This is a genomic window from Microcoleus sp. ARI1-B5 (assembly GCF_036705795.1).
Classification (GTDB): Bacteria; Cyanobacteriota; Cyanobacteriia; order Cyanobacteriales; family Microcoleaceae; genus Microcoleus.
In genome coordinates, this window is sequence record NZ_JAUBVK010000001.1 from 542,156 (window position 1) to 568,016 (window position 25,861).

Below are 25,861 nucleotides of genomic sequence, written 5' to 3' on the forward strand. Positions count from 1 at the left end.
TTGCTTCTGAAGTCGTCATTCCGTTACCTCCCAACCGCACTAAAAAACAAAACTTGCCCAGCAGCACGCGCTGCTAGACAAGTTGGGAACAGCAAACAGCTACTCTAGGTGTTAGTCCTCTAGCTGCCGATCGATTAGAGCAATGAGTCTCGCTATCGCCGCTTGTTCTTGCAACAACAGTTCCTTGAGCTGGCGCATCTGTTCAGTATTTGGCGGACGGTGTACCAAATCATCAACAAAGTCAAGCATTGGGGACTTTCTCAAAGGTCTGCCCAAGGCAGCTTCAGCCTGTAGGCGCTTGGTTCGCTCCAGTTTTTCCCGTTGCAATCGGTTTTTATTTTGACGGCCTGCGATCAGTCCGTCAAGTCTTTGACATACGTTTCCAGTCCTCTTCGTCTCCATATATGTCTTTCACTTGTTGTTTCAACTCGGTTATCTGCTCGGTAAGACTTGCTACCTGGTCTTCAATAGCGTCTGTTTTATCCTCCTGAATTTCCAGAGAAATCTCCAAAGATTCGACATATTCTGTTAACTTTTGTATGGGATCGGGTTGAGGCCTGTCACCGTTAAGTCCATTGCCGTTAGTCATGGTCAATCCTCACTGGTGTCTTGATGGAAGAAACTGGCGATCGAGCTTTTGATACAGATAAAACTATCGCCAGCATTGCCGAAGAAGTTGTTACCAAGTTTGCCGGTTAGTTAGTTCCACCCAACGGAATCCGTTTGGTAACGATGCTCATCATTTCGCTAGAACCGGGCGCAGGTATAGGGACACTCCATTCGGAGATTTGAGCGAAATTCAGCCCCCAGAGCCAGCGGATCGTATAGTTAATGCCGTAGTTCGATCCAAAAACAACTACCCTCACCAGTTCGTAGCCATCAGAGCAAGGTGGCAAGGTATCGACACCAGGAATAACCGACGGCAAAGTATCGCCGGATTTAGGCACAAAACCCAGAGTTTGCGAATAAACCAATTGTGGCGGAAAACTTGGTGTAGTTTCCCAACCAATGCCAAAATTTGTCATCATAATTTAAGTCTCCTAGTTGTATTAGGGGGTTAGTCGCGCCGAGGATGGTCTAGATCCTCTGCGCGGCGCGATGGGACATCAGAAACATCCCAAACAAGGAAATCTCCAGAAAGTGAGTGCCAGACCCCGCCCTTAAAGATTGTGAGTCAGAGGGGGCGGGGTTTGGTTTTTGGTTTTTTTAACGCTAACAAAGCTGGCTGAAGCAACCACATTGGGAGTACAGATAACTGTTTCATGCTTCTGCTTGGTTCGTAGGCGTTCGTGGATGTATGATAACGCATATGGGGTATAAAATGCAAATAACCCATATACACCTCTCGATCGTTAAGCAAAAAACGAGCTTTAACAGGTAGTCTGGGATATATGAAGTAATTGCGCTAAATATCCCAGTGGCAGAGCTAAAAACTACAGAACCAGTACCAACTGTGAAAGTTACATTTCCTTCTCGAACGCTTCGAGAGCGATTTAAAGCTGTTTGTGCGTTGAACGGAAAAAATATGAATGAAGTGCTTATCGATTTGGTCAAACAGTACATAGAAGAAAATCAGCGTAACGAGCGCCCTGAAAATGAAAGCGACGCAAGTGGCTAGCAACCGTCAGAAAATATGGCTGCTCGGAGTCTGCAAACATAGAGGAAATCTCTAGAAAGTGAGTGCCAGACCTCGCCCTTAAAGATTGTGAGTCAGAGGGAGCGGGGTTTGGTTTTGGTGTTCGACCATATCTGTGTATGCACAGATATATCTATGTATGCACAGACATAACACTTTTGCTTCTGGGTTGTCAAGCCCTATGATGAAAATTGTTATTTGTGCATACACAGACATGGCCAGAAAACCTGCTGAACGCAGCGCTTGGGGCGAAAATAAAGAGCGTTACAGTATTTTTGTGACTCCCACCGCAATGAAGGCAATCGATGCCAGGGCTGAGGCTCTTGCCGTCTCCCGCTCCGAATTCTTGGAACAGTTCGCCCGAGGGCGTGCGGGGATCACCGACTCTGAGCTAACAAAGGAGGATAGGGAGGCAATGTGCAAAAGCCCTGGAATGCTGTATCGCTATGGCGCGCGAAGAACTTGCGGGAAAGGGCTTGTTCCTCAAGCGCAAGGCGTCCGGCGATCGCGCTCAATTGCTCAAAAATCAAATTATTGAATGGGAGACACTACTTGAAAAGCTAAGTTGAACTACGGGCAATAGCACTAGATCGGTACTGAATTTAGAAACCCGGTTTCTGTAGGAGCAGCCCCCCGTGGCTGCCCGGTTTCTGGGTGTACTTCACGCTCCTTAAAAAATGCTGTAATAGCGGAGCTAACTATTTTTTGAAACTGATATTATTTTTGCAATGGTGCAATAGCGCTGAATAAAATTCCTAAAATTTTTCCTACATCTCTCAGGTAATATTCGATCGGATCGATATAAATAACATTGCCCTCTAATTTCAAAAACCTCCATACAGTACCCGATGTCACCGCTCCATAAATAATTGGGATGTTATTGCCTTCCTGTTCGTTAAATAACCGAGCAGCTAACATCTCGGCCCCGCACTGCCCCAATCCAGCTCTAATATCTTCTTTTTTAGCTTCCACAAGGGTAATTACAGGGGCGCTGATAAACAGGCGTTCCGGCGACAAACTCAACAAAAAATCGCAGGTTCCGTTCAATCCTTTTTCAGGAGCCACATTAAATTCAGAGCCGGAAAATAAACCAATTTGATAATTTAATTGCCGCCTAACTTCAAGTAAAATCGGTGCAATAATCAGTTCAGAACGAGCTTTTTCTGTATTGATGTCTACTGCTAATGCGGAATTTTCTCTCAACCATGATTTAAGATTTTCGCTAGGCTCTACTTCTGGTGTATCGCCAAATAAATCCTGGTTTTCATTGAGAGTTAAGTCGAATTGCTTGACAAGTTCCTTCACTTTGAAGTCGCTATAAGCCATTTTAAATTCTCTGTTGTTATTTTCCCAATTCTTGAGAACGCAAACAAGCTGCTTTGACTGCTTCGATCGCGCTCGATCGAAAGCCGTTACTTTCTAATGTAGCAATTCCGGCAATAGTTGTGCCGCCGGGACTTGTCACTCGATCTTTTAATTCTGCTGGGTGCATTCCTGTTTCTTGCAACAGCTTCGCCGTACCGAATACTGTTTGGATTGCTAATTGGGAGGCGATCGCCCGCGGCAAACCAGCACAAACTCCGCCATCTGTCAAGGCTTCGATAAAAATCGCTACATAACCGGGCCCGGAACCGGAAAGACCAGTCACCGCATCAAGCATACTCTCAGGCACTTCTACGACTTCTCCCACCGCCTGAAACATCCGCTTGACTAATTCTAAATGGGCCGGTTGAACGAGTTTCCCCGGGGCGATCGCGCTCATTCCCGCGCCTACCGTTGCCGGAGTATTTGGCATCACCCGCAGCACAGAGCGCCCCGGGAAGGCTGGTTCGAGCTTGCTGAGGGGAACTCCGGCCAAAATTGACACTATCGCGGCGGATGGCTGGGAATTAGCAGTTTCTCCATTATTTCCTTGTTTGCGATCGGTCGCCACCGCCAACTCCAAAGCTACCGTCTCAAAAATTTGCGGTTTAATCGCCAAAAACAGCACTTCTGTAGCGGTAGCAACTTCTAGATTGCTGGCTGTTGTTCCGATTCCGTAGGTTTCCGTCAAAAATTCGCGCCGTTGGGGTTGCGGATCGCTCACCAAAATTTCGGATGGCAAATAAATTTTTTGTGCTATGAGGCGGGATAAGAGAGCTTCTCCCATTACCCCGCCGCCGATCGTACCAAATTTGATGTTAGTCATTAGTCATTAGTCAGTTGTCAGTTGTCAGTTGTTAGTTGTCAGTTATCAGTTGTCATGGGTTACTTAGTTGTTAGCTAATGTTATTAATCCGCAGTATTTATTGCACAGTTATTAGTTGTTAACTACTAACTGCTGACTGCTGACTGCTGACTGCTGTCAACTGACTGCTGACCACTAACTACTGTCAACTGTCAACTGTCAACTGTCAACTGTCAACTGTCAACTGACTACTGAGCCATTTGAGCTTGTTCTGCAGCAGGCCAGACTGTCGGTGCAGGAGCAGCAGCAGCAGGGCGGGGGCGTCCTTGGGCTGGGGGCACTTCGTGAACCACACCAGACTGAGTTCTCACCTGCACGCAGCTAGGCGTAAACAAGAAAATGCTTTCGCCAATTCGCTCTTGATGACCGTCAAGGGCGTAAGTACCGCCCGCCACAAAGTCCACAGCTCTTTGCGCTTGGTCTGGGTCCATCACCGTCAGGTTCAAAACCACAGATTTGCGTTCTTTAAGAGCTCGAATTGCTGCCGGCATCTCTTCAAAAGTGCGCGGCTCCATCACTACTACTTCCGAAATCCCGTTCATAGCTCCTGGCATTCCAATTACGTTATTCATTACTGACCCTACTCCCCCGGTTGGTGCAACAACATCCGTACCTGTCGATCCTACTACTGACCGCTCCCGCATTCTGCGATTTTGGCGGCGTTCTTCTTCTGCTGCGGCGACAGCAGCGGCGTTAGGTTCAGGCGGTTGGTAGACGTTTTGAAAACGCTCGCCTTCGGCTTCGTCGTACTCGTAATCGTATTCAGGCTCATTGTTGAAGCCTACAAAATCTCGTAGCTTAGAAAAAATGTTCACCATTTAAGCTCCTTCACGACTGTGCTGCCCCGACTATACTCGCGTTGCGGGTTAGCCGCGGGTGGCTGACTATTCTATTTTTAACCCAAGTTGTCCTCTTCTAGAGCCAAACAAGCTTGTTCCTAGCCGTATCATAGTAGCACCTGCTTGAATTGCCAAATGATAATCTCCCGACATCCCCATGGAGAGCTGCTGCATTTGAATGCGGGGCAAATTTTGCTGCTGGATTTTGTCAGCAAGTTCGCGGGTGCTGTTAAACAATTCTAGGATTTGCGAGTCATCTAATCCGATCGGAGGTATTGTCATCAAACCTTGAATTTTGATATGCTGACATTTGTTGAGTTCACAGAGGGAGGCAAGCAGTTCTGGAACGCTCCAGCCGTATTTGTCGGGGTCGGGCAACATTTTGACTTGCAAGCACACTTGGGGAGAGCAGGACTGTTCGCCCGCCAAGCGCGAGAGCCGCTGAGCCAGCTTTAAATTGTCTAGAGAGTGAATCCACTGGAAATGCTCTAGAGCCTTGGCTGCTTTGTTAGTTTGCAAGTGGCCGATCAAGTGCCAGTTGATATCCGGCAAATCTTGGAGTTGGCTTTGTTTTTCGGCAGTCTCTTGAACCTTGCTCTCGCCAAAATCCCGGATGCCGCTGTCGTAGGCTTCGCGGATAGCATCAGTCGATACCTGTTTGGTAACGGCAATTAACCGCACTGATTCCGGCAAGTGTTGGCGAATGCTGTTAATTCGAGAGGCAATGGTCATGGGTGCACAACGCTCTTGACTGGAGGGAAGGAAAATTAAGACAGATACCAATTACCAAGTTAGCAATTAGCGATTGCCAATTGCCAATTACCGATTTTGGCTAGAGAAATGTGCGCTGGTGAATGGCGTGCAATTGGTCGTACTCGTGATATTGACCGCTGCGACGGAGGGTTCGCAGGCGAATTTCGACCATGAGGCGAGCGTCGGAGCGGCTGATGGGCTCAAATCTCAGGCCGCCTGGGCCGTTTGTCACTAAAAAAAATAGGCGCTGGGCGTATAGGGTGGTAAATAATTCTTGGCTGTCTTCAACCTGGGATACCCTGAAGAGGAGGCCAAAGTTTGGATGGTTCAGGTAGGTTTCGGTAGTCATTCACGCTCACAATCGATCGATATTAGATTAAAGATTTAGATTTTAGATTTTAGTTTCGCTCGATCGCGGGGTGCAAAGGGCGATCGCCGTAGCCGTGCAGTAGTCTCCGTCGTGGCTGAGGCTCAACTGCCACTGGCAATTTCCCCAAACAGAGGCTCGTGCTGCTGCGGTTCCGTGCAGTTGCACGTTTGGAGCACCAGTTTCGGAGCGCCGAATTTCCACATCTGCATACCGTATTCCCCGCCATCCCGTGCCTAGGGCTTTGACAACAGCTTCCTTGGCTGCCCACCGCCCCGCTAGCTGGTTGCAGGAAACTCGGTTCATTTTACCTTTAATACTGCTGTCTTGAGAATTTAGTTGCCCGCAGTCTCTTTGTTCGGCCGGCGTGTAAACTTTTTCTAGGAAGCGATCGGCAAACCGATCTAACGCAGCTTGAATGCGGGGAACGTATACAATATCTGTCCCGAGATAGATGTTCAAACTCTTGAATCTCTAAATTTTCATCTCCATTACTTTAGCAGGACTTAGGCGCGGGAGCATCTCATAGGATTTTAGAATTGAGCTTTGAGATTTGAGATTTGGGGATGACTGACTGGATATGGGTTTGGAGTCTACCTAAATCTGCATTCTTGTTGGCTACCCATCCAAGCAAAACTGTCACAGGTCAACCCTTCGGCTTCGCTCGGGGGGCGAGCTGTCAACTGTCAACTGTCAACTGTCAACTGTCAACTGTCAACTGTCAACTGTCCCAACCCCAAACCAAGCGGGCGCTCCAGAGCAGGAGCAAGCAGCCGAGGGCGATCCAGTCTCGGATTTTGAAGTGCAACGAGTGCCATTCTACACGGTGTCGATCGGGACTGGTGAAGCCGCGAACTTTCATGGCGCTAGCAATTTGTGCCGCTCGCAAAAGCAAGTTTTCTAACAGGCGCTCGGCGATCGTCAACCAAACTTGAGCGGCGCGGCGAAATCCGAGTTTTTTCCAGTTTATGGCTCTAGTGCTGACCGATCGCACTAAATTTTGTATTTCTTCCAATACTAGGGGAATGAAGCGCAGAGATAACGTTAATGTTAGTGCTATTTCCGTGACAGGCCAGTGCAAGCGGCGCAGGGGCTGCATTAAGTTTTCGATGGCGGCGGTGATTTCTTCGCTGGCTGTGGTGAGGAGGTAGAGGTTGGTGCTGTAAATTACTGTGAAAAATAGGGTGCTGACGTTGATAGCTAAATCTAAGGATTTGCGGGTGATTTTAATCGGGCCTTGTTTGAATAAAACGTAACTGTATTTTGTGGGTTGGGGGAGTTTATTTGGGCTTGGGGTTTTGGGATTTTGGGTTGGGGAGTTTGAGCCTAAATTAAATGGTTGGTACCAGGGTTTGGGCTGTTGAGGGGGTGGAAGGGTTGCGGGCTGTTGGGAAAAGGTTAATTCGTCGGCGGGGATGCGGGGCTGGTGTTCTGATGGGACTGCGTCGGGGGCGATCGCGCTGAGGCAAAATACTAAAAGGCAGAATAGCAGCAGCAGTCCCATTTGCTGTTTCCAGACGCGGAGGGGAATGGATGCGCTGAGTGTCAGTACGATTAACATTGCTACTAGCATCAACCGCCAAACGGGATTGGCGAGTATTGGCGCGATCAGAAATGTCATCAACCAGGCTAGTTTGACGCGGGAGTCTAGCCGGTGCAGCCAGGTTACGGGTTGTTCTAGGTAAAGTCCTATGGGTAGCGATCGCAATAAATCCATCTTTTAGATTTTAGATTTTAGATTTTAGATTTTAGATTGGGGGATTGAGGAATTGAGGGATTGGGGGATTGGGGGATTGGGGGATTGATTGGGGATTGATTGGGAGGATTGATTGGCGGATTTTTTCATCTTCGATTTGCTGTTTGGTGCTTAGCTACTAATGTTTTAATGGATGCAACTGTCATCGCTAAAATCTCATTAGTCTCTGACATGATACTTTTCAATTTAGTGGCCTCTAGCAATTCCGCTTCAACAATTAGCTCCATCCAGTAAAGACTTTCATCCGCTTCTTCTTCCACTATCCTCAGTTTAGAAATCAAATCTGCTGTTGACTTAGCACGACAAGCAGCTCGATAATTGGCTCCCACAGAAGTTGCCGAACGTATTAACTGCTTACCAATCACCTGAGAAGCCGATTCTTTTGGCCGCGCATCTACTAGCTTAATAACTCTCAATGCTAGCTGCTTCGTTCTTCTTTTAAACTCTTGTTCATCCACTTGAGTGATTTTAGATTTTAGATTTTAGATTTTAGATTGGGGGATTGATTGTTTGGGGAATTGGGGGATTGATTGATTGTTTGGGGAATTGGGGGATTGGGGGATTGGGGGATTTTCAATTTTGTGTTGGGTGTCTACCGATTAAGGTTTTGATGAATTCAACTGTCAGACATCTAATCAGATTTATTTCTGAAATTGTACTTTCCCGAACCACGGGACGCCTGTTCCACAAATAAAAGAAAAAATCGCAATTTAATCATATCATTAAACTGCGTTTTCTCTTCAATCTAAAATCCAAAATCCAAAATCTAAAATCACTTCACGCGCAGTGCTCTGTTGGTGGTACTGACTTCGCTGGCGCGAACTTTTTTGCCTCTCCAAAGCAGCCGCATTGGTGTACCGGTAAAGCCGAGGTGTTTGCGGAATTGGCTTTCCATGTAGCGGCGGTAGTTTTCGGTGAAGCGTTTGGGATCGTTGACAAACAGGGCGATTGTCGGCGGCTGCGATCGCACTTGGGTTCCGTAATAGATTTTGCCTTGTTTTCCTTGGCGGGTAACTGGGGCTGAGTGCCAGCTTGTGGCTTCTTCTATCACTTCGTTGATGACGGCGGTGGGGACGCGGCGCTTGTGTTCGTCGGAGGCTTTGTCTACTAATTCAATGATTTTTTCAACGCGCTGTCCTGTCATGGCGCTGACAAAGATCATTTCGGCCCAGTCGAGGAAATACAGTCGGGTTCTTACTTCTTTTTCGTACTCGTAGATGGTGTCGTTGTCTTTTTCTACTGCGTCCCATTTGTTGACGACTATGATGCAGGCTCGACCTTCTTGGCTGATGCGATCGGCTAATTTTTGGTCTTGGTCGGTAACGCCGTCAATTGCGTCTATTACTAGCAGTATTACGTCGGCCCGCCGGATGGCTTTGAAAGCGCGGTTGATCCCGAAAAATTCTGCGCCGTATTCGACGTTTTTCTTTTTGCGAATTCCGGCTGTGTCGATCAGGCGGTAGGTTTTACCGTTGCGTTCTACTAAGGTGTCGATCGCGTCGCGGGTAGTGCCGGAAATCGGGCTGACTATGGCGCGGTTTTCTCCTAGAAATGCGTTTAGCAAGCTCGATTTGCCGACGTTGGGACGGCCGATTATTGCTACTTTTATTTCATCTACTTCTGGCTCTACTTCTGTGGGAAGGTGAGTCATTAGTGCGTCTAGCAATTCACCGGTGCCGTTACCGTGAATCCCGGAAATTGGGTAAGGTTCTCCCAATCCCAATCTCCAAAAGTCTGCGGCTTGGGTGAGTCCTGTGTTTTCCGATTCGCACTTGTTGACTGCTAGAATGACGGGGACTTTTTGCAGCCTCAGCCAAGAGGCGATGGATTCGTCGCCGCCTGTGAGTCCGGTTTTTCCGTCTACTACGAAAATGGCTGCGCTGGCTTCTGCGAGGGCCGCCATTGCTTGTTCGCGGATTAATGGCAGAAATTCGGTTTCGTCGTCGAATACTAGCCCGCCTGTGTCTACGACTTGATATTCGCGATCGCCCCAGTATGCTGGTCTGTACGTGCGATCGCGCGTTATTCCCGGTTCGTCGTGGACTATCGCGTCTTGGCTGTTGGCTAAACGGTTGACGATCGTCGATTTGCCTACATTGGGGCGTCCAATAATAGCAACTATAGGTAGAGGCATAAAAGTAGCAGCAATTAGGCTGCGCCGTAATTTTGAGCTTTAATCTTTAATTATAACGGAATCTGACTTAAATGGAAAGACTTGTTTCTGTATTGGGGTTAGCGGTTTTTGTCGGTTTGTGCTACGCCTTTTCAGTCGATCGGCGCGCTGTTAAGTGGCCTCCCGTACTGTGGGGAATTGCTTTGCAGCTAATTTTTGCAATTTTGATTCTCAAAACTGCTCCGGGTTTGGCTGCATTTAAATTTTTGGGAGATTTAGTCACCCAGTTTCTCAATTTTTCTGATGCCGGGGCAAAGTTCGTATTTGGAGATAAATTTGCCGAGCACTTTATCGCTTTTAAAGTGCTGCCGACTATTATCTTTTTCTCTTCGTTCATCACTCTACTTTATCACTACGGTATTTTGCAGCGGGTGGTGCAGGCGGTGGCTTGGGGGATGATTAAAACTATGAAAACTTCCGGTGCAGAAACTCTTTCCTGTGCTGCGAATATTTTTGTCGGACAAACAGAAGCGCCGCTGTTAATTAAGCCTTATGTGGCGACGATGACGCTCTCGGAACTTCACGCTGTGATGACGGGGGGTTTTGCGACAATTGCGGGCGGAGTTATGGCGGCTTATATTTCTTTTGGAGTGTCGGCTCAACACTTAATTGCTGCGTCGGTGATGTCGGCACCGGCTGCTTTGGCTGTTTCTAAATTGCTGTACCCGGAAACTGAAAAATCCCTAACTGCTGGCGAGGTGGAGATTAAGGTAGAACAGGTTTATGCTAATGCGGTGGATGCGGCGGCTTCGGGTGCTAGCGATGGCTTGCAATTAGCGGCTAATGTGGGAGCGATGCTGATTGCTTTTTTGGGTTTGTTGGCATTTTTTAATGCGCTTTTGGGTTGGTTTGGAGGGCTGATTAGTTTGCCGGGGTTGTCGCTGGAAGGGATTTTTTCTTATTTGATGGCTCCGGTGGCTTGGTTGATGGGCATACCTTGGGCGGATTGCGGAAAAATTGGGGTGATTTTGGGGAAGAAGACGATTTTAAATGAGTTTATTGCTTATTTGGATTTGATGGAATTGGTTAAGCAACAGGCGATTTCGGAACGAGCGGCAATTATTGCGACTTATGCTTTGTGCGGCTTTTCTAATATTGGTTCCATCGGGATTCAAATTGGGGGGATTGGTGCGATCGCGCCATCGCGCAAGGGCGATTTGGCTCGGTTGGGCGTCAGGGCGATGATTGCTGGTTCTGTGGCTTGTTTTATGACTGCTTGCATTGCGGGAATGCTGCTTTAAAAGTTGTCGGTTTTGTAAGGTGCGCATTGCGCACCCTACTTTCAAGGTTATTAAATAAAAGTTAAAATTTAAGATTTTATAGTGAAAGTGTGATATCAAGTTGAGGATCGGCGAGGCAAAAGATCTAATTTGAGCGATCGGCTATTATGGAAAACAAGCAGGAGTTTAGTCTGTAACAACAGTATATAGAAACTGGAAACTAAATTCTCCTCAAAGCCAAATAAATAGGTGGTGTAATATGGCTGTTCTGCAACTAGAAGACGGTAGGACATATACGGATATCGGGGCGATCGCCAGCCAACTGGCTGTTTTCAATATTGAGCTCGATCGCCTGCCAAGAAAGGAAAATCCTGCGGTTCAAGAACTGCTACTCCAAGACATTCTCAGTGTAACTGAAAAACAGCAGATCCTGGCAGCATTTAAAACGGAGTTTGAATACTTCAAGCGCGCCAGCGGATGTCAGTGGTGCGACTTAAAAGTGCTGCATCCGGGTTCGCCGCAGATTTACCCGCTGATGACTCAAAGCGATCGCACTCACACCCACGCAGATGCAGAAGTTCTGCACATTTTAGCTGGGGAATGTGTTTTTGGTTTCGTGTATCCTAACGGCTCTCAGGTACAATTAATGTTGCAAGCTGAAGAATATATTAAAGTGCCACCCAATACCGAACATTGGTTTTATCTCACTCCGTCGCTGTACTTGAAAGCGGTGCAGTATTACACCACGGCTCAAGGGTGGGTTCCTCAGTATACTAATAGGAAACTAAAGATAAAAAATTAAATCAACAAATATCAGACGGCGATTGAAATCGCTTCTTGTCAAACCATGTCCGCCGACGCGGACTAAGAAATAGAGATAAAACTCGGCGATTGAAATCGCGTCTACACAAACGATGTCCGCCGACGCGGACTAAGAAATAAAGATCGAACTCGGCGATTGAAATCGCGTCTACACAAACGATGTCCGCCTCTGCGGACTAAGAAATAAAGGCGATTGAAATCGCGTCTATACAAACCATGTCCGAACAAGCGAGGGTGTAAAGAAAATAACGTAAATTTAACCGCCCATTCTTCAACCCGCGGAGGTGTTCGGCGAGCGTAGTCGAGTCGCGGGTTTTGTTTGTATAGACGCGGTTTCAACCGCCCGGTATTGTAATTCGGCGGGTGCGGTAATTTCAATTTCTTCGCAGCGCTGCAACAGCGCTTCTATTTCCTGGGCGAGAAAAATTACTTCTGGCCAAGAAGAACCGTTGATTAAATCTTGGGCGTGTGCTAATTTGTTTCTCAATGCTTCTGCTGACTTTAAAAAACGCTCCCCGTAACGTTTGGATTTGAGCCCCAGCCGATCGACTATTTCGGCATTCGTCAGGATTAAATCTCGCTTGTCGCAGAATTGCAGGTAATCAATTAAGTCTATTGCTTCGTTTCGCGATCGCCCCAATTCCCACAGGTGTTTTGCCGCTGAGATGCGATCGCCCTTAAGCAAATTCTGCCAAGCATCTTGGGGAAAGTAAATCCGCACAATCCGCAATAAATTCATTTCCAGCAGCGTCACCAACCCAAACAGCAGCATCCGCACCGGCGCTTTTTGCAAATCGCCGCAGGTGACAATCCCGTTGATGCGGTTGCTTTCCAATACAAACAATCTCGGTTTTTCTCGCAGCAGCGGTAGCAATTCCATCAACGGAGTCGAGGCGGCGATTAACTGTGACGGGTGGAAAATTTCCTGGTAGTCGCTGCACTTACCTGTCATTAAGTGCGATCGTTCTACATAGCCGCAAACCGTGCCGTTTTCTTCGATACCGAGCACGTCAAAATCGCGCGCCTCCATCCACGATCGCAATTGGGCTGCATCTTCCCCAGCGGGCACAGATTTCAGCGGTTCCGCGAGGTATTTAACTGTAATGCTGTCTTTGAATAAATCCCGCAAGTCGGCGGAACTTGATTTTAAATGTTTCATCTCATGCTGGGTAATTTCCTGAGTCGTTGCGCGACAAGAGGACTATTAATATTTTATATCAAATCCTCTCTTCATCGGAATAGTAAATTCGAGTTCACTGTTGACGGTTGACTGTTCACTGTTCACTGTCAACAGTCAACCGTCAACATCACGGACGGTGTAACCGGAAATGATTTTAACTGCAAGTAGAGACGCGGGATTGCCGTGTCTCTACAGATTTCACGATCTTACTTACTGGCTAATTCCGGGCAATAATGATTGGCTGCAAGGGTGGTGATAATATCCGCATCGGCGAGAAAACTTTCTTTGACTGTTGGATTTTCGATACTCGCAGCTTGCCCGATCGCCCTTAATTTAACTTCCGGTAGAGAAACTCCCGATTTGGCTTCTGCACACATTCTTTTAGCTGCGGCAATTTTTTGACCGGGGCTACTTTGAATTCCTTGCAGTAAATTGTTCGTGGCGTCAGGAGAGTAGCTTTTTGCTAAGCGTTTGTAGTCTTCGATAAATTTCCCATCGTCTCCTGTCAGGTTAATTCCAGATTCTTGGGGCGCGCACAACTGGTTTAAGTTAATCACTTCTCCCGCTGCATTGACCAGAAAACATCCTTCGCGTTCTTGGGCGATCGCGCTTTTGGCGATCGGTACTAATTGTATAATAACGGCGGACATGACAGCCGTTAAACGCCAGTAATTTAGCATAGCACTATCCTTAATTGGTGATTTTTAATTGGTGCTTCACGGGCTCTCCGGCCCGTGCCACTATCCTTCATCTTTCACGGGCTCTCCGGCCCGTGCCACAATGAATAGACATCTTCAAAAATTCTTGTGGGGTAGGCCGGAGAGCCTGCCCTTTTTAAACAAGCATTTCGTTGTTTGTGGAACTTTTGATTAACAGCAAACATCCCCCTTCTGTGATGGGCGAATGTATGGAACTAGGAACCGATCGAATGTAATCGCCTTGATGGCAAACTTCCCCTTCTACAATTAAATCTCCTTCTAATACAAACACCTCCTCCGAGCCAGCGTGTCGGTGCAGGGGAAATTTTACTCCCGGTTCTAGTCGCATCAAGCAGGTTATTTCGCGCTTTTTTTTGTCAATGTAAAGCTTGCCGATCGACATTCCCGGAACTCCATAAGATTTCCATTTGACATCGTTCGATCGCACGATTAAAGATGGCGTATTATTTTCGGTTGGCGAGGTAACAATTGGCAGTTCGGCTATGCGCTGGAACAGGCGGTTTTTGAGTTCGGGGGCGACGGGAACTGGGGGGGCTGTGTAGGCGATCGCGGCAATTGCGGCTTCAAAAGCCGCTAATTCATTTTTAAGTTCTGCGGACTCTTTCAATTTCTCTGCAAATGCGCGACTTTCTGACTCGTCGAGGGTATCGAGAGCTTGAAGGGCTGCAAGGATGTTATACTCCTCGTCTGGCATCATTTCCATCTGTTTTGGGCCATTAATTGTAATTCATCCTAAGTTGATTTTAAATTTGAGATTGCTCTGCTGCCCTCGCACTCAAGATGGATGATGGGAGATGCCATAATTTTAGATTGATGTTAAACCACTTAAAATTTATTTGTTGAAAATCTAAAATTGTTCGCTCAAAGCTTGACGCAATTTGGAAATCCCCAACCGAATTCTGGTTTTGATTGTACCTGTCGGGATACCAGTTTTAGTCGCGATCGCCGCGCAAGTCAATCCTTGGTAGTAGGCTAGTTCGATCGCCTGTTGCTGTTCAGGCGGCAGTTTTTCTAAGGCCGCTTTGACTTGTTCGCTGCGTTCTTCGATCATTGCATCTTCCATCGGTTCTGCAACGCTAGAGATGGGTACTTTAGCATCTTCCAGACAAGCTTGGGCCGCTCGGACTGTTCGCTGCAACACTCGGAGCCGATCGAGGGAACGACTGCGGGTAAGCATGAACAACCAGGTATCTGCTCGACTGCGAGAAGGATCGTAAGTTGCTGCTTTTTGCCAAATTTGGGAAAAAACATCGAGTACCACTTCTTCGGCTTCTTCTACCGAACCCAGGATTTTGTAAGCGAGAGCATAACTTGGGCGACCGTAGCGATCGTAAAGTTTAGCTAATGCCGTTTGGTCTTTGTGGGCAATCTGCACTAAAAGCAGCGATTCCTCCCTTGACTTTTCGCCTGTCATCTCAGTGTACCTAAAAAATTTTGTTTTGAGTGCACAGATCCAAAATTAAATATTCGGCGTATATCACTACAGAACATAATTGTAAGTTAATTGGGGATGCAATCCTACGTAGGCCTTTGCGGGCTAATTTTGTCATGCTTTGAATTGTAAAAATTCCAAGTCATCTTGCAGTTTACCACCTAATTAGTGATTTTTTTGAGACGAGAGCAATCCGCTTGATGCAGAACGAAGAAATGCCCTGAGCCTGAACTGTCAAAACCGCGCCATTAACTCGTTTCTAAGCTCTGCTCGCTCGCTGCAAAGAAGCGCCGGAGAACCCATATCAGCGAGGCTCTGTCTGCGAGCAAGCATTCCCAAGAATAGCCCGGGAACGAGTAAACCCTCAATAACGCACTTTTTTACATAAATTCATCTGGCAGCACAGATCCAAAATTGCCAAAGCTTCGTATACCAATTAGGACTTACACAAAAATTGGTTTTACACGCTACTAAGAGCGCGGTAAGGTGCGCGGTCTGCCGCGCACCCTACATCTAGAAGTTCTGTAAAAATCTCAGTGAAATATAGGTGCTAACTGTGAAACTAACCAAAAAAATTCGCCGGATCGTACTAGCAATTGAAGTAGCCTTAATTGTTGTATTAACTCCTGGGATAATTGCCGCTTCCGACCACGACGACGGCGAAGTAGATATCAAAGGTCGCGCTGTCAATTTAACCGACCTGTACGTATATCGCGAAAAAGACCAAAACTCTGGTGCTGCGGACGGGGATTTAGTATTTACCATGAATTCAAATCCCCGATCTGTAGCCCGCTATCAATATTATTTCAGCACTACAGCCCTGTACCAATTTCACATCACGCAGGTAGGCGATGTAAATTCTACACCGACTGGACGCGCCGATATTATCTTGCGGTTTGCCTTCAGTCCGCCTAACAATCAAGGTATGCAAGCGGTGGCTGTAACTGTTGTTCGCGGCGGCTCGGAGACAACTACTAAGACTACAGTTAATGGCGGGCTAATTGCCACAACTCCGCTGAATTCCAATACTGTTTTGAATACAGTACCTGTCGGCGGTTCTAACTTGACTGTATTTGCAGGTTTGCGGGAAGACCCGTTTTTCTTTGATGTTGAACAATTTTTCCGAGTCCGCGCCGGGGCTTTGGGAACAGGGGCGAAAGTAGGTTTCAAGGAACCGAGTAAAGCGATCGACTTTACTAAAGGTTACAACGTCAATACAATTGCCGTGCGCGTTCCGAAAGCGTTTTTGCAAGCAGGAACAGGGGCGAATACTTTTGATGTTTGGTCAACTATTTCTGTAAGGGATGGAGTTGGCGGTTTCAAACAATTCGAGCGTTTGGCGAGACCTGCAATTAATGAGGGTTTGATAGTTACTCCCGCATTTTTGGAAGCATTTAATAATATTTCTCCGAGATTGGATTTGAGCGCTGCTGCGGCTCCGGTGCGGCAGGAAGCTGTTGCTACTCTGAATGCTGTGGATCTTTTGGACGGTCGGGATAATGTCGATCCAAATGCGATCGCCGGAGCTTTCTTACCCGATGTCATGCGGATCGATACCACAAAAACCAGCGGCTACGCTAGCGCTACAAATGCTCAAGGAAGCTTGATCGGAGGTCGTATGCTGATGGACGACGTTATTGATATCACTCTGGGAGCTTTGGTGGGTTCTCCGGTTGGCGATAACGTTTCTTATAACGGAACTCCGGGAAATCCGGCTCAGGGACACAAACCCTTAGAACCGAATTTTCCTTATTTGGCTTTGCCTAATTAGTTGTTAGATCGATCGAGTCTGGTTAATTAACCAGAATACTTGTAGGGGCGGGTTTCACCAACAATCTATTCCGGCAGACTAACAATCTAAATAAACCCGCCCCCACCTGACGACAGAATCTCATTGCCGGCAATTCAACGGACATGATATTAGATGTTTGACAAAAATCTATCAAACAGATGCACTATCTCAATTTAAGGATTTTAATTATAACCAATGACTGCTAATAAAGAACAAAAAACAAAATCAGATATTTTTTGGTGGTTGCTCCTAATCGGACTGCCGATAGTGGGAATTGTCGCAGTTAATTGGCTGCCGAACTTGCGTGAAATTTCCGATAATTTTTATAATAACAAAACTCCGGCAAATCTCGATGCTAATTACCGCTACCATTTCTCGGAAAGTTTGAGAAATAATCGCAATCAAAAGGAAGTTATTCAGCAAGAAATAGCTTTTTATCAGGAGCGATTAGCTATCGATTCAAAAAGCGGTTTGAACCGGGCGGCACTGGCGGGTGCTTATTTGAAAATGGGTCGCGCAACTGGGGAGGGCGGTTGGTTTTTATTGGCCGAACAAGCGGCCCAAAGATCGATCGCCCTTTTGCCTTTTGACAACAAAGGTGCGCTGCTAGTTTTAGCTCGAATTGCCGAGGCCAGACACGATTTTGCTACTGCTTTGCGCTTTGCTAAACAGGTGGGTTTTGACAATGAAGATGCGATCGCCCTTACAGTCACATCTCACTTAGCCACCGGAAAAGTGAGCGAGGCAAGTATAGCCGCAGAAACCTTAGTTAAGCGGATTCCCAACTTGGGTTCTCTCACATTAAGAGCGTTAGTGAGAGAGTCGCAGGGGCGAGATGCTGAGGTTTTGCAGGATTACCGGCAAGCAATGGCTGCGGAGGAACCGGGAGAGGTGGCGGGATCGGCGCGAGCCCGATCGCTCTTAGGTCGATTTTACGCCCGCCGCGGCCAGTTTGTGCAGGCGAAAGCGCTATTTTTGGAAGCGCTGCGGTTGGTGCCGCGATACCCGCTAGCGCTGATTTATTTGGCGGATTTGGAGACGCGCCAAGGCAATTATCGGGAGGCGGAGGCTAATTACAGCAAGGTTTCTGCCTATTCTGGCCCGGCTGCGACGGTGTTCGAGATCCAGGTGGATCGCGGTATGGCGAGGGTGAAGGAGTTAGAGGGAGATGCGAGATCCTCCGGGAGACTGCGCGACAAAGCAGAAGCCCGGCTGCGACAGGAACAGGTTTCTGGAGGTTTCGGGCACCGGCGCGATTTGGCGAGTTTGCTGCTGGAAAAAGGTCGATCGCAGGATGTCGCCGAAGCGCTGCTGTTAATGCAGGAAGAAGTGAAAATTCGCAGGGATGCGGTGACGCTGGATATCTTCGCCTGGGCGCTTTCTAGCGCTGGGGAATGGCTTGGGGCCGATCGGGTGATGGCCGAAATCGTGCGATCGGGAATTCGCGATGCGGGGATGTTTTACCGGGCTGGTGCGATCGCCCGGACTTTAGGTAAAGATGCTGAATCTCGCGCTTATTTTCAAAAGGCTAAGGAAATCGATCCGAGTTTTGGCGATCGATCGGGCAAATATTTGGGCTTGGGAAGTTATGAATTTTGAGCATTGGGTAATGTTCGCTAATCCCTGAGTCCGCCGTTCGTTTCAACGAACGGCGAGAGAGAGAAAGTCCTCTGAAAGAAAACTGAAAGAATTTCAAGAAAAATTAGAAAATCTTTCAGTCGGTTTCAACCGACTTTCGCTATCAGACAGGGGTTTAAACCCCTGGCGTACTGTCGGAAAACGCACAATATTTCACAAAATAAACTTGTTTCAAAAGGTAGTATTTATGCACAAAAAATGGCACAAACCGCGACAATATCTCATTCTCTTTTTCCTCGCAGTCCTACTATTTTTAAGCACCTCAACCCGACCAGTCTACTCGCACTGGTCAGACTTATCAGTAGCAGAAATAATCGTTAATGATTCGCAAACCGAAGTAACATTAACTTTTCCCACCGGCTTAACAAACTTCGCCGACGACAATCGAGACGGACAGTTACAACTTGCTGAAATTCGCAGACACCAAACAGAACTAGAAAAGTTTTTTAGCCAACAAATTCGCATCACCAACAGCAGCAACATTCAAGGCTCAGTAGCAGTAACACCGCTAGAAATAGCAGCTAAAACCGCCAGCTTAATCCAGCAGCCCAATACCCACAGCACCTTAATCTTAAACTACACCTGGCCCGCATCTAATGTAATTTCAAGACTCGACAAATTGCGGATTAACTACAATCTATTTTTGCCCGGAGTTCCGACAGCTAGCTGTCAAGCTACGATTGTGCAAGCCGGTGCTGTAAAAAGCTTTGTATTTACAGCGCAAAACCGGGAGTTTTTGTTAGCAGGAAATGAATCTATCTGGGATTCAGGCTGGAGTTTGGTGCTAGCAGTAACGGGAGCATTTGCGTGGGGATGCGTGCACGCAATGTCCCCCGGACACGGAAAAACAATAGTCGGCGCTTATTTAGTGGGTTCGCGGGCTACTCCAGTACACGCTTTGTTTCTAGCAGCGACTACTACAATTACTCACACTGCGGGGGTGTTTGCTGTGGGAGGAATTACGCTATTTGCTTCTAACTTAATCGAGCCAGAAAAATTAGATCCTTGGCTGAGTTTAATCTCAGGCTTATTAGTGGCCGTCATCGGCCTCAAGTTACTTTCAGAAAGAATCAAAACCAGGTTCGTTGTGAGGACTTCAGTCCGCAAAAAACCAAAAACTAAAATTCTTACCATTACCAACTTAAAACTACTCTTACAAAAAATCAGGTTCGTAGTGATGACTTCAGTCCGCAAAAACCCAAGGACTAAAGTCCTTACTACAAACCTGGAGGAACCAGTAAATCTTTTAAGTAGAGGAACTTGGGAGAGGGAATTTAAACCTGTCAAACCAGATATATCTCATCACTACCACCATCACGGAGACGGCCGCATCCACTCGCATTTGCCGCCCGGTGCTGACGGTTCTCCCATTACTTGGAAAAGCTTATTATTGTTGGGGATTTCGGGGGGATTGTTGCCTTGTCCTTCCGCTTTGGTGATGCTGTTGAGCGCGTCGGCTTTAGGTAATGTTGGTTTGGGGATGACGCTGGTGGTAGCCTTTAGTTTGGGATTGGCTTTGGTGCTGAGTGCGATCGGATTAATCTTAGTTTACGCGAAACGTAAGTTCGATCGACTACCAAAACAGATAACAGCCGTGAAGTTTTTGCCTGCATTTAGCGCCATGTTTGTAATGTTTTTGGGGTTGGGCATTACTGGAGAGGCTATTTTGAAAATATTGGCGGCGAATCAATGGGTAATTGGCAATGGATAAGAAGACGCTCGCGGTTGAAACCGCGTCTATACAACAAGCAAAACCCGCCGGACGCCGGTTGAAGACCAGACATTACGTTATCCTCTTCTGTCGGCCCGAAAGCGGACATCGTTTGTTTGGCGTGCGGTTTCAACCGCCGTCTTATCTTTTGTGTCCGAAAAATTAACTAGCAGGCGGGAAGTTCCCGCCCGCACAAGGATTAGAATTGGCGGGAAGTCCCCACCAATTCAACATCAGATCGCACTATGTTTATTAATAATTTCGGCTAAATCCGGGATGCCGTTTTCCACGTAAGTCTTAGCTGAGGGGCGGAGTTTGGCATAGGCGCCTTTAACAACTGCTCTGGTGCTGTTTTCGGCTTTTTTGTCACTGATTTGCAGCAATTGATCTGCTACTTGAGCTTTTCTTTGGGCCAGATATTCGACTGGGCTGCCATTGTTTACTGCTTCAGTCCACATCGGATCGAGCGCGATCGAGATTTCGGGCAAAAGTTGATCGACGACTTGGGCGCAATAGTCAGCCCGTATGCCTTTGACAGTAGAGTAGGCAGCTTTCAGAGCCAAACCGCCCAATCCCGGCGCTGCTGCAACTTGTTTGTCTATCAACTTTACACAGTCATCAACTATAGTGTCTCTCTTGTTTTCATTCAATAGAATATCGCTAAGTCCCATTTTTACTTTCCTTGATTTAACAGTGAATGTGCTGATTCGCTTTGAGTTTCATGTGGGGAGCATATATCTGTTTTGACCCTTTACTCAGAATTACACATTTTTTTTAAGGTTTGAATTTCTGTACTTGACAACCTGATGTTGAGATTTGTTTCGTAGGTTATGGGAATTAATGTCAGATGCTACTCCTTATTCACCTGCGGTTCGATCGTTCCGAATGCAAGTCCTTATTAGCTGATATTAATGAGGACTGAAGCCGTCACTACACACTGATGAGTTGTGAAGAGTTAAATAGAAAAGAGAACTGCTTGAAAAAAATGTTAGACAGGCTCTGCCTTGCGTTCGATCGCACTTGCACGTATTATTTGGCACGCATCATTAGGATTCCACGTTCGACTTGAGGGCCGCAGGTACTGCCACCAGGGGAAGTTTCAGGGTTTGAGTCGGGCGATCGCTCGATCGCAATACCAAATTTTTTGGTAATTTCGCGGAAGTGCTGACTCCGGCAAATATGTGAACCGATAAGGTTAAGGCCGCCGCTAACAACAGTTTTTCAAACATAGCACTGTCTCCAATACATATGCCGTAGGGCATAATTCCTCTTACACCTACACCATACAGAACATCCTCTACGGCAAGTGCGATCGTACCAGCATAGAAAGAGTGACAAATATCACTACTCAGGAGAGGGTCAGGGGGTGAGGGGGTGAGAGGGGGAGGGAGAGATGGGAGAACAAGAAAGTTGGGAAAATCTTTCTTGTTCCACCAACATCCGTTAAATCCCTCAACATCCGTCAAAATCCTTTAAATCCAGTACATTGCTCGTTGCCGAACTTCCTTCCACATCGGGAATTGTCCCTGAGAAAGAAGCCGTTGAGTGTCTCACAAAGGTAGAATTAGCGCGTAGAAGTTATTTGACACAGCGGAGGTACCGACAATATGCTTGCATACTTTCTGGCGTTGGCGGTCGGTCTGGGCAGCTTCAGTATTTACATGGCGGCCTTCTTTTTTCCAGAAGTTCACCGCAAAAGTGATTTTGCCTGGAGCGGGGTAGGGCTTTTTTATGCGTTAATTTTATGGGCTTGTGCGGGGCGAATTACGGGAGCTCTCCTGCTTGGTCAAATGGCGGGTGTGGCTGTGTTGGGATCCTTTGCCTGGGAAACTCTGACTTTGCGCAGGCTGGTGACGCCCGTTTCTGAGCAAACGCCGATTCCTCAGGCGGCGAATTTGGCCGGGGCGATGGGCGCGCCGCTATCAGGTTTGTTTGGCAAGAAACAAGAGCCCGCAGCGAAAAAACCTAAGTTTGTTCGATCGCCCAAACCGAAAGCTGATGTTGTTCCAGCACCCGCTGTGAATCAGGGCGAGGTAAAGCTAGAGGAACAGCCGGCGGTTCCCCCAATACCTGAAATTATTGCCGAAAGTGCGATCGCCCCTGACTTGGCAATTCCCGACTCGAAACCACCTGCAATTGCAGAAATACCCGTGTTTTCCGTCGAAAATCCTGCTGCTGAGACTTCACCACCCCCAGCAGAATCAGCAGCAAGCAGCTTCACTCCTCTACCTCTTGAAAAATCAGAAATTGACGATTCAGCAACTGTGGAGCCAGCAGAGGCTCAGCCAGAGGTGAAACAGCAGCCCGAAGCCGATGATTTTGACGAGATGTGGAGGGCGAGGGTTAAAGAGTCCCAGTCTGCTGCTAGTTCGGCAGCCCCTGCGGCGACACCAACTGCTGCCCCAACGGCAAACTCAACTCCTGCCAAAACAGCTAAAAAAGCAGGCGGTTTCGGAAGTCTGTTCGGCAATATCAAAAATAGTCTCGGCGGTATGTTGGGACGGGGTGCGGGTAAAAATAAGTCTGATGCAAGTGCTCCGGTGACAACAGCGAAAGCGACTCCAGAGCCGATCGCACCTGAATCTAAGATAACGGCAATTCCGGCACCGGATATCGATCGGATTCTCGAATCAGAATTAGCCTCCGCAGCAGCCGAAGTGGCAGCCGAAACCAGCAACACTGCTGTGGAAACAAGCGAAGGAGTGCCGTTTCCCACCGATGTTGAAGCAATGGCCGAGTTGATGGCGGCTCAAACCGCGAGTTCTGCCAAAATAGGGGAAAATTCGATCGAAGAGCGATCGTCCGCTGAGACTCGGACAACACCGCCTGATGTTGATAAATCCGAACCAGAAGCAGCAGAGCCTGTATCCATAGAAATGACTGTGGTGGAAATAGCAGAGCCTGTAGAGATAGAAGTACCCGGAGAACCTGGGTTGAGGGTGCAGGTGGAAACGGTTTCAGTATCAGCGATCTCGATCGAATCCACAGAAGAAAAACCCTCTTCTGACGGAGAACAGCCCGATCGGGTTGAAACTGCTCAAAGGGCCACTGAATCCAAGTCGGAAAATGTATCCGGCGAACACAAGCCGTCAGCTTGAGGTAGAAACCAAAAGGTAGAAACCAGAATTATTTTGATTCTGCCTTCTACCTTCTACCTTCTTACTTCTTACTTTTGCATTCTTACTTCTTACTTCTTACTTGTGCCTGGGTAGAGCGAGTCTAAATCACTTGTACAATTTAGGCGAAGTCCCAAAAATATTAAGCAGGAACGATCGGTAACTTTTGAAAATAATTTTAGCAATTAACCCTATAAAATAATAGCGTTAATTCTTGTAAAACTCATTGAGAAGCGCTATATTATGAAAGCAATTATGGTCGTGGGAACAACATCTCACGCAGGGAAATCTTTACTGGTTGCAGCATTGTGTCGCATCTTTGCTCGGCGCGGCTGGCGGGTAACTCCGTTTAAAGGTCAAAATATGGCACTGAATTCCTATGTCACAGCCGCCGGCGGAGAGATGGGCTACGCTCAAGCTGTGCAAGCTTGGGCTGCCGGCGTCGCACCTTGGGTAGAAATGAATCCGATTTTGCTCAAGCCACAAGGAGATATGACTTCTCAATTGATTGTCAAGGGCCGCGCGATCGCAAATGTCCGAGCATCTCAATATTACGAGCAGTATTTCGATCTCGGCTGGCAAGTTATTCGGGAATCTTTAGAATTTCTCGGTCAAGAATTTGACATGATCGTTTGCGAGGGAGCAGGTAGCCCCGCAGAAATCAATCTCAAACACCGCGATTTAACAAATATGCGGGTGGCCAAACATTTGAATGCTCGGACTGTGCTAGTCGTTGATATCGATCGCGGCGGCGCTTTTGCTCACATTATCGGTACTTTGGAATTGCTCGATCCCGACGAACGCGCTTTAATTAAAGGATTCATTATTAACAAGTTCCGAGGACAAAAATCGATCTTAGATCCGGGCCTGACTTGGCTCGAAGAAAGGACCCGAATCCCGGTAGTTGGGGTGATTCCTTGGATAGACGAAGTGTTTCCCTCAGAAGATTCTCTCGATTTGCTCGATCGGCGTTCTCCCAATTCTCAAACCGACCTAAATATTTCTGTCATCCGCCTGCCCCGAATTGCCAATTTTACCGACTTTGACCCCCTGGAGTCGGAAACTACCGTCACAGTCAAATATGTCAGCCCAAAAGACCAGTTAGGCCATCCAGATGCCGTGATTTTACCGGGTTCTAAAACTACAATTTCCGATTTGCAGGTGCTGCGCCAAACAGGTATGGCAGAAGCTATTAAAAATTACTTAATAGCTGGCGGTACAGTCATGGGAGTTTGCGGCGGCTTTCAAATGCTGGGAGAAAGTATCACCGATAAAGAAGGGCTTGAGGGAGAAAAGGGAGAATTTGAAGGATTGGGATTGCTGCCTTTGAAAACTGCGATCGCACCGAACAAAATTGCCCGCCAACGGATCGTAACATCTAACTATCCTCAACCGGGTTTACCAGTTTCAGGTTACGAAATTCACCAAGGAAGAACCCAAATGATCGAGTCAGATTTGACTCAACCGCTATTTGACGATCCGAGTTTAGGAATTGTCAACACTTCTCAATCAATTTGGGGCACATACCTGCACGGCATCTTTGACAACGGAGCTTGGCGGCGAGCTTGGTTAAATCACTTGCGCCAACAGCGGGGACTCCGCGCATTGCCCACAGGTATTCCCAATTACCGGGAACACCGAGAAACTCTGTTAGAGACTCTAGCAGATACCGTGGAAAAGCATTTAGATATCAGGCAGATTTTAGGTTAAAAAGAAGGAAGTTCGGCAGCGGATTATGTAGCGGATTTAACGGATGTCAGAAAGAGAAGGAAGTCGTAGGGTGCGTCGCTATGCTAACAATCCCTAATTAAATATCGAAAATCTTACAGCGACGCACCTTACAAATAACTGACAGAATTCGTGTAAACAAACCTCACACTTTGTTGGGAGCAAAAATTTCTAAAAATGGTATCGTATCTGGAGTTAAAATTGCATGACAAAGATTGTTTTTTTGCCGGATAATGTGACAGTGGAAGCTGAAGCAGGAGAGCTGTTGCTAGATGTAGCCAAACGTGCAGGGGTTTCTATTCCTACCGGCTGTCTGATGGGTTCTTGTCACGCTTGCGAAGTAGAAATTGACGGCGGGGATACGATTTGTGCTTGTATTTCCGGCATCCCTTCCGGGAAAAAGCAAGTTACAATTAATCTGTATGTTGACCCGACTTGGTAATCGATATATTTTTTAAGTCAATCTTCCTATGAACGATCGACAACTTCATCCCTGCCCCATCTGTTCCATCCCATCCCCGTATTGGGAAAGGTATCCCCGTCTAGTATGTTCGACTTGCCGCAGCAAAGCCTGTGACGATCGAGGGCGAAAGCTGAAGTTTTTTAACGTCTCAATGGATGGAGGTTTTCAGGCGATCGTAGTTGATACTCAAGAAGAATATCTCAGCCACATTTGCTATATCGAGGGGATACAGTGCTGGGCGGATGAAGGGCGATTTGGCGGTATTGCGATCGAGCGATGTGACTGATAC

At 47.2% G+C, this 25,861-nt stretch carries 29 protein-coding genes; 11 read left to right on the forward strand and 18 right to left on the reverse strand.

Going from position 1 to position 25,861, the window contains the following annotated elements; all coding sequences use genetic code 11:
• Positions 1-111: 111 nt before the first annotated feature.
• The 3 genes from QUB63_RS02395 to QUB63_RS02405 form a co-directional block, all read right to left on the reverse strand.
• On the reverse strand, positions 112-249 hold the full coding sequence (locus tag QUB63_RS02395) for a hypothetical protein (protein WP_332943171.1): 138 nt from the start codon (positions 247-249) through the stop codon (positions 112-114).
• Between the two features lie 112 nt (positions 250-361).
• Positions 362-589, reverse strand: a complete 228-nt coding sequence (locus QUB63_RS02400) for a hypothetical protein (protein ID WP_332943172.1) — start codon at positions 587-589, stop codon at positions 362-364.
• A 106-nt stretch (positions 590-695) separates the two neighbouring features.
• Positions 696-1,028, reverse strand: coding sequence for a hypothetical protein (locus QUB63_RS02405; protein WP_332943173.1), 333 nt, complete (start codon positions 1,026-1,028; stop codon positions 696-698).
• A 389-nt stretch (positions 1,029-1,417) separates the two neighbouring features.
• Between QUB63_RS02405 and QUB63_RS02410 the strand changes: the two genes are divergently transcribed.
• Positions 1,418-1,618 carry a plasmid partition protein ParG gene (locus QUB63_RS02410; protein ID WP_332943174.1) on the forward strand — a complete coding sequence of 67 codons (201 nt, stop codon included), beginning with the start codon at positions 1,418-1,420 and terminating at the stop codon, positions 1,616-1,618.
• Positions 1,619-1,817: 199 nt separating this feature from the next.
• Positions 1,818-2,174: a hypothetical protein gene (locus QUB63_RS02415; protein WP_332943175.1), complete on the forward strand. Its 357-nt coding sequence runs from the start codon at positions 1,818-1,820 to the stop codon at positions 2,172-2,174.
• A 179-nt stretch (positions 2,175-2,353) separates the two neighbouring features.
• Here the strand turns inward: QUB63_RS02415 and QUB63_RS02420 are convergent, their stop codons facing one another.
• The 9 genes from QUB63_RS02420 to der form a co-directional block, all read right to left on the reverse strand.
• Complete coding sequence (locus tag QUB63_RS02420; protein ID WP_332943176.1) at positions 2,354-2,962, reverse strand: hypothetical protein; 609 nt, start codon at positions 2,960-2,962, stop codon at positions 2,354-2,356.
• 16 nt (positions 2,963-2,978) lie between these two features.
• Entirely contained in the window at positions 2,979-3,824 is an 846-nt protein-coding gene (proC, locus tag QUB63_RS02425) for a pyrroline-5-carboxylate reductase (protein ID WP_332943177.1), read from the reverse strand.
• A gap of 227 nt (positions 3,825-4,051) precedes the next feature.
• Positions 4,052-4,681, reverse strand: a complete 630-nt coding sequence (locus QUB63_RS02430; protein WP_332943178.1) for a cell division protein SepF — start codon at positions 4,679-4,681, stop codon at positions 4,052-4,054.
• 66 nt (positions 4,682-4,747) lie between these two features.
• Positions 4,748-5,434 (reverse strand): YggS family pyridoxal phosphate-dependent enzyme, encoded by a 687-nt coding sequence (locus QUB63_RS02435; protein WP_332943179.1) that lies wholly within the window; start codon positions 5,432-5,434, stop codon positions 4,748-4,750.
• Between the two features lie 100 nt (positions 5,435-5,534).
• Positions 5,535-5,804, reverse strand: a complete 270-nt coding sequence (pipX, locus tag QUB63_RS02440; RefSeq protein WP_332943180.1) for a transcriptional coactivator PipX — start codon at positions 5,802-5,804, stop codon at positions 5,535-5,537.
• Positions 5,805-5,846: 42 nt separating this feature from the next.
• Positions 5,847-6,284 carry a holo-ACP synthase gene (gene acpS / locus QUB63_RS02445; protein ID WP_332943181.1) on the reverse strand — a complete coding sequence of 146 codons (438 nt, stop codon included), beginning with the start codon at positions 6,282-6,284 and terminating at the stop codon, positions 5,847-5,849.
• 259 nt (positions 6,285-6,543) lie between these two features.
• Positions 6,544-7,539: an energy-coupling factor transporter transmembrane component T family protein gene (locus QUB63_RS02450; protein ID WP_332943182.1), complete on the reverse strand. Its 996-nt coding sequence runs from the start codon at positions 7,537-7,539 to the stop codon at positions 6,544-6,546.
• Positions 7,540-7,664: 125 nt separating this feature from the next.
• The gene (locus QUB63_RS02455) at positions 7,665-8,036 is read right to left on the reverse strand and encodes a four helix bundle protein (RefSeq protein ID WP_332943183.1); all 372 of its coding nucleotides are present in this window, start codon (positions 8,034-8,036) and stop codon (positions 7,665-7,667) included.
• Between the two features lie 314 nt (positions 8,037-8,350).
• Positions 8,351-9,712: a ribosome biogenesis GTPase Der gene (gene der, locus QUB63_RS02460; protein ID WP_332943184.1), complete on the reverse strand. Its 1,362-nt coding sequence runs from the start codon at positions 9,710-9,712 to the stop codon at positions 8,351-8,353.
• A gap of 71 nt (positions 9,713-9,783) precedes the next feature.
• On the opposite strand from der, the gene QUB63_RS02465 reads away from it, so the two are divergent.
• A complete protein-coding gene (locus QUB63_RS02465) occupies positions 9,784-10,992 on the forward strand; it encodes a NupC/NupG family nucleoside CNT transporter (protein WP_332943185.1) in 1,209 nt (402 codons plus the stop codon).
• 238 nt (positions 10,993-11,230) lie between these two features.
• Positions 11,231-11,773, forward strand: coding sequence for an acireductone dioxygenase (locus tag QUB63_RS02470; protein WP_332943186.1), 543 nt, complete (start codon positions 11,231-11,233; stop codon positions 11,771-11,773).
• Positions 11,774-12,064: 291 nt separating this feature from the next.
• Here QUB63_RS02470 and QUB63_RS02475 read toward each other — a convergent pair whose 3' ends face one another.
• The 4 genes from QUB63_RS02475 to QUB63_RS02490 form a co-directional block, all read right to left on the reverse strand.
• Positions 12,065-12,952 (reverse strand): hypothetical protein, encoded by an 888-nt coding sequence (locus QUB63_RS02475; RefSeq protein WP_332943187.1) that lies wholly within the window; start codon positions 12,950-12,952, stop codon positions 12,065-12,067.
• A gap of 227 nt (positions 12,953-13,179) precedes the next feature.
• Complete coding sequence (locus tag QUB63_RS02480; protein ID WP_332943188.1) at positions 13,180-13,653, reverse strand: DUF732 domain-containing protein; 474 nt, start codon at positions 13,651-13,653, stop codon at positions 13,180-13,182.
• 154 nt (positions 13,654-13,807) lie between these two features.
• Complete coding sequence (locus QUB63_RS02485; RefSeq protein WP_332943189.1) at positions 13,808-14,389, reverse strand: cupin domain-containing protein; 582 nt, start codon at positions 14,387-14,389, stop codon at positions 13,808-13,810.
• 150 nt (positions 14,390-14,539) lie between these two features.
• Entirely contained in the window at positions 14,540-15,106 is a 567-nt protein-coding gene (locus tag QUB63_RS02490) for a sigma-70 family RNA polymerase sigma factor (RefSeq protein ID WP_332943190.1), read from the reverse strand.
• Positions 15,107-15,680: 574 nt separating this feature from the next.
• Between QUB63_RS02490 and QUB63_RS02495 the strand changes: the two genes are divergently transcribed.
• The 3 genes from QUB63_RS02495 (at position 15,681) to QUB63_RS02505 (ending at position 20,265) form a co-directional block, all read left to right on the forward strand.
• Positions 15,681-16,895, forward strand: a complete 1,215-nt coding sequence (locus QUB63_RS02495) for a DUF4331 domain-containing protein (RefSeq protein WP_332943191.1) — start codon at positions 15,681-15,683, stop codon at positions 16,893-16,895.
• Between the two features lie 216 nt (positions 16,896-17,111).
• Positions 17,112-18,515 carry a tetratricopeptide repeat protein gene (locus QUB63_RS02500; RefSeq protein WP_332943192.1) on the forward strand — a complete coding sequence of 468 codons (1,404 nt, stop codon included), beginning with the start codon at positions 17,112-17,114 and terminating at the stop codon, positions 18,513-18,515.
• A gap of 226 nt (positions 18,516-18,741) precedes the next feature.
• Positions 18,742-20,265: a nickel/cobalt transporter gene (locus QUB63_RS02505; RefSeq protein WP_332943193.1), complete on the forward strand. Its 1,524-nt coding sequence runs from the start codon at positions 18,742-18,744 to the stop codon at positions 20,263-20,265.
• Positions 20,266-20,498: 233 nt separating this feature from the next.
• Here QUB63_RS02505 and QUB63_RS02510 read toward each other — a convergent pair whose 3' ends face one another.
• A complete protein-coding gene (locus QUB63_RS02510) occupies positions 20,499-20,936 on the reverse strand; it encodes a DUF6918 family protein (RefSeq protein ID WP_332943194.1) in 438 nt (145 codons plus the stop codon).
• A gap of 375 nt (positions 20,937-21,311) precedes the next feature.
• Complete coding sequence (locus tag QUB63_RS02515) at positions 21,312-21,731, reverse strand: hypothetical protein (protein WP_332943195.1); 420 nt, start codon at positions 21,729-21,731, stop codon at positions 21,312-21,314.
• A 141-nt stretch (positions 21,732-21,872) separates the two neighbouring features.
• Here QUB63_RS02515 and QUB63_RS02520 point away from each other — a divergent pair, with 141 nt between their 5' ends.
• From QUB63_RS02520 to QUB63_RS02535, 4 genes are all read left to right on the forward strand, one after another.
• Positions 21,873-23,363 carry a Ycf66 family protein gene (locus QUB63_RS02520; RefSeq protein ID WP_332943196.1) on the forward strand — a complete coding sequence of 497 codons (1,491 nt, stop codon included), beginning with the start codon at positions 21,873-21,875 and terminating at the stop codon, positions 23,361-23,363.
• Positions 23,364-23,624: 261 nt separating this feature from the next.
• Complete coding sequence (gene cobQ / locus QUB63_RS02525; RefSeq protein WP_332943197.1) at positions 23,625-25,091, forward strand: cobyric acid synthase CobQ; 1,467 nt, start codon at positions 23,625-23,627, stop codon at positions 25,089-25,091.
• Positions 25,092-25,314: 223 nt separating this feature from the next.
• Complete coding sequence (locus QUB63_RS02530; protein WP_332943198.1) at positions 25,315-25,551, forward strand: 2Fe-2S iron-sulfur cluster-binding protein; 237 nt, start codon at positions 25,315-25,317, stop codon at positions 25,549-25,551.
• A 28-nt stretch (positions 25,552-25,579) separates the two neighbouring features.
• The gene (locus QUB63_RS02535) at positions 25,580-25,858 is read left to right on the forward strand and encodes a hypothetical protein (protein WP_332943199.1); all 279 of its coding nucleotides are present in this window, start codon (positions 25,580-25,582) and stop codon (positions 25,856-25,858) included.
• Positions 25,859-25,861: the final 3 nt, after the last annotated feature.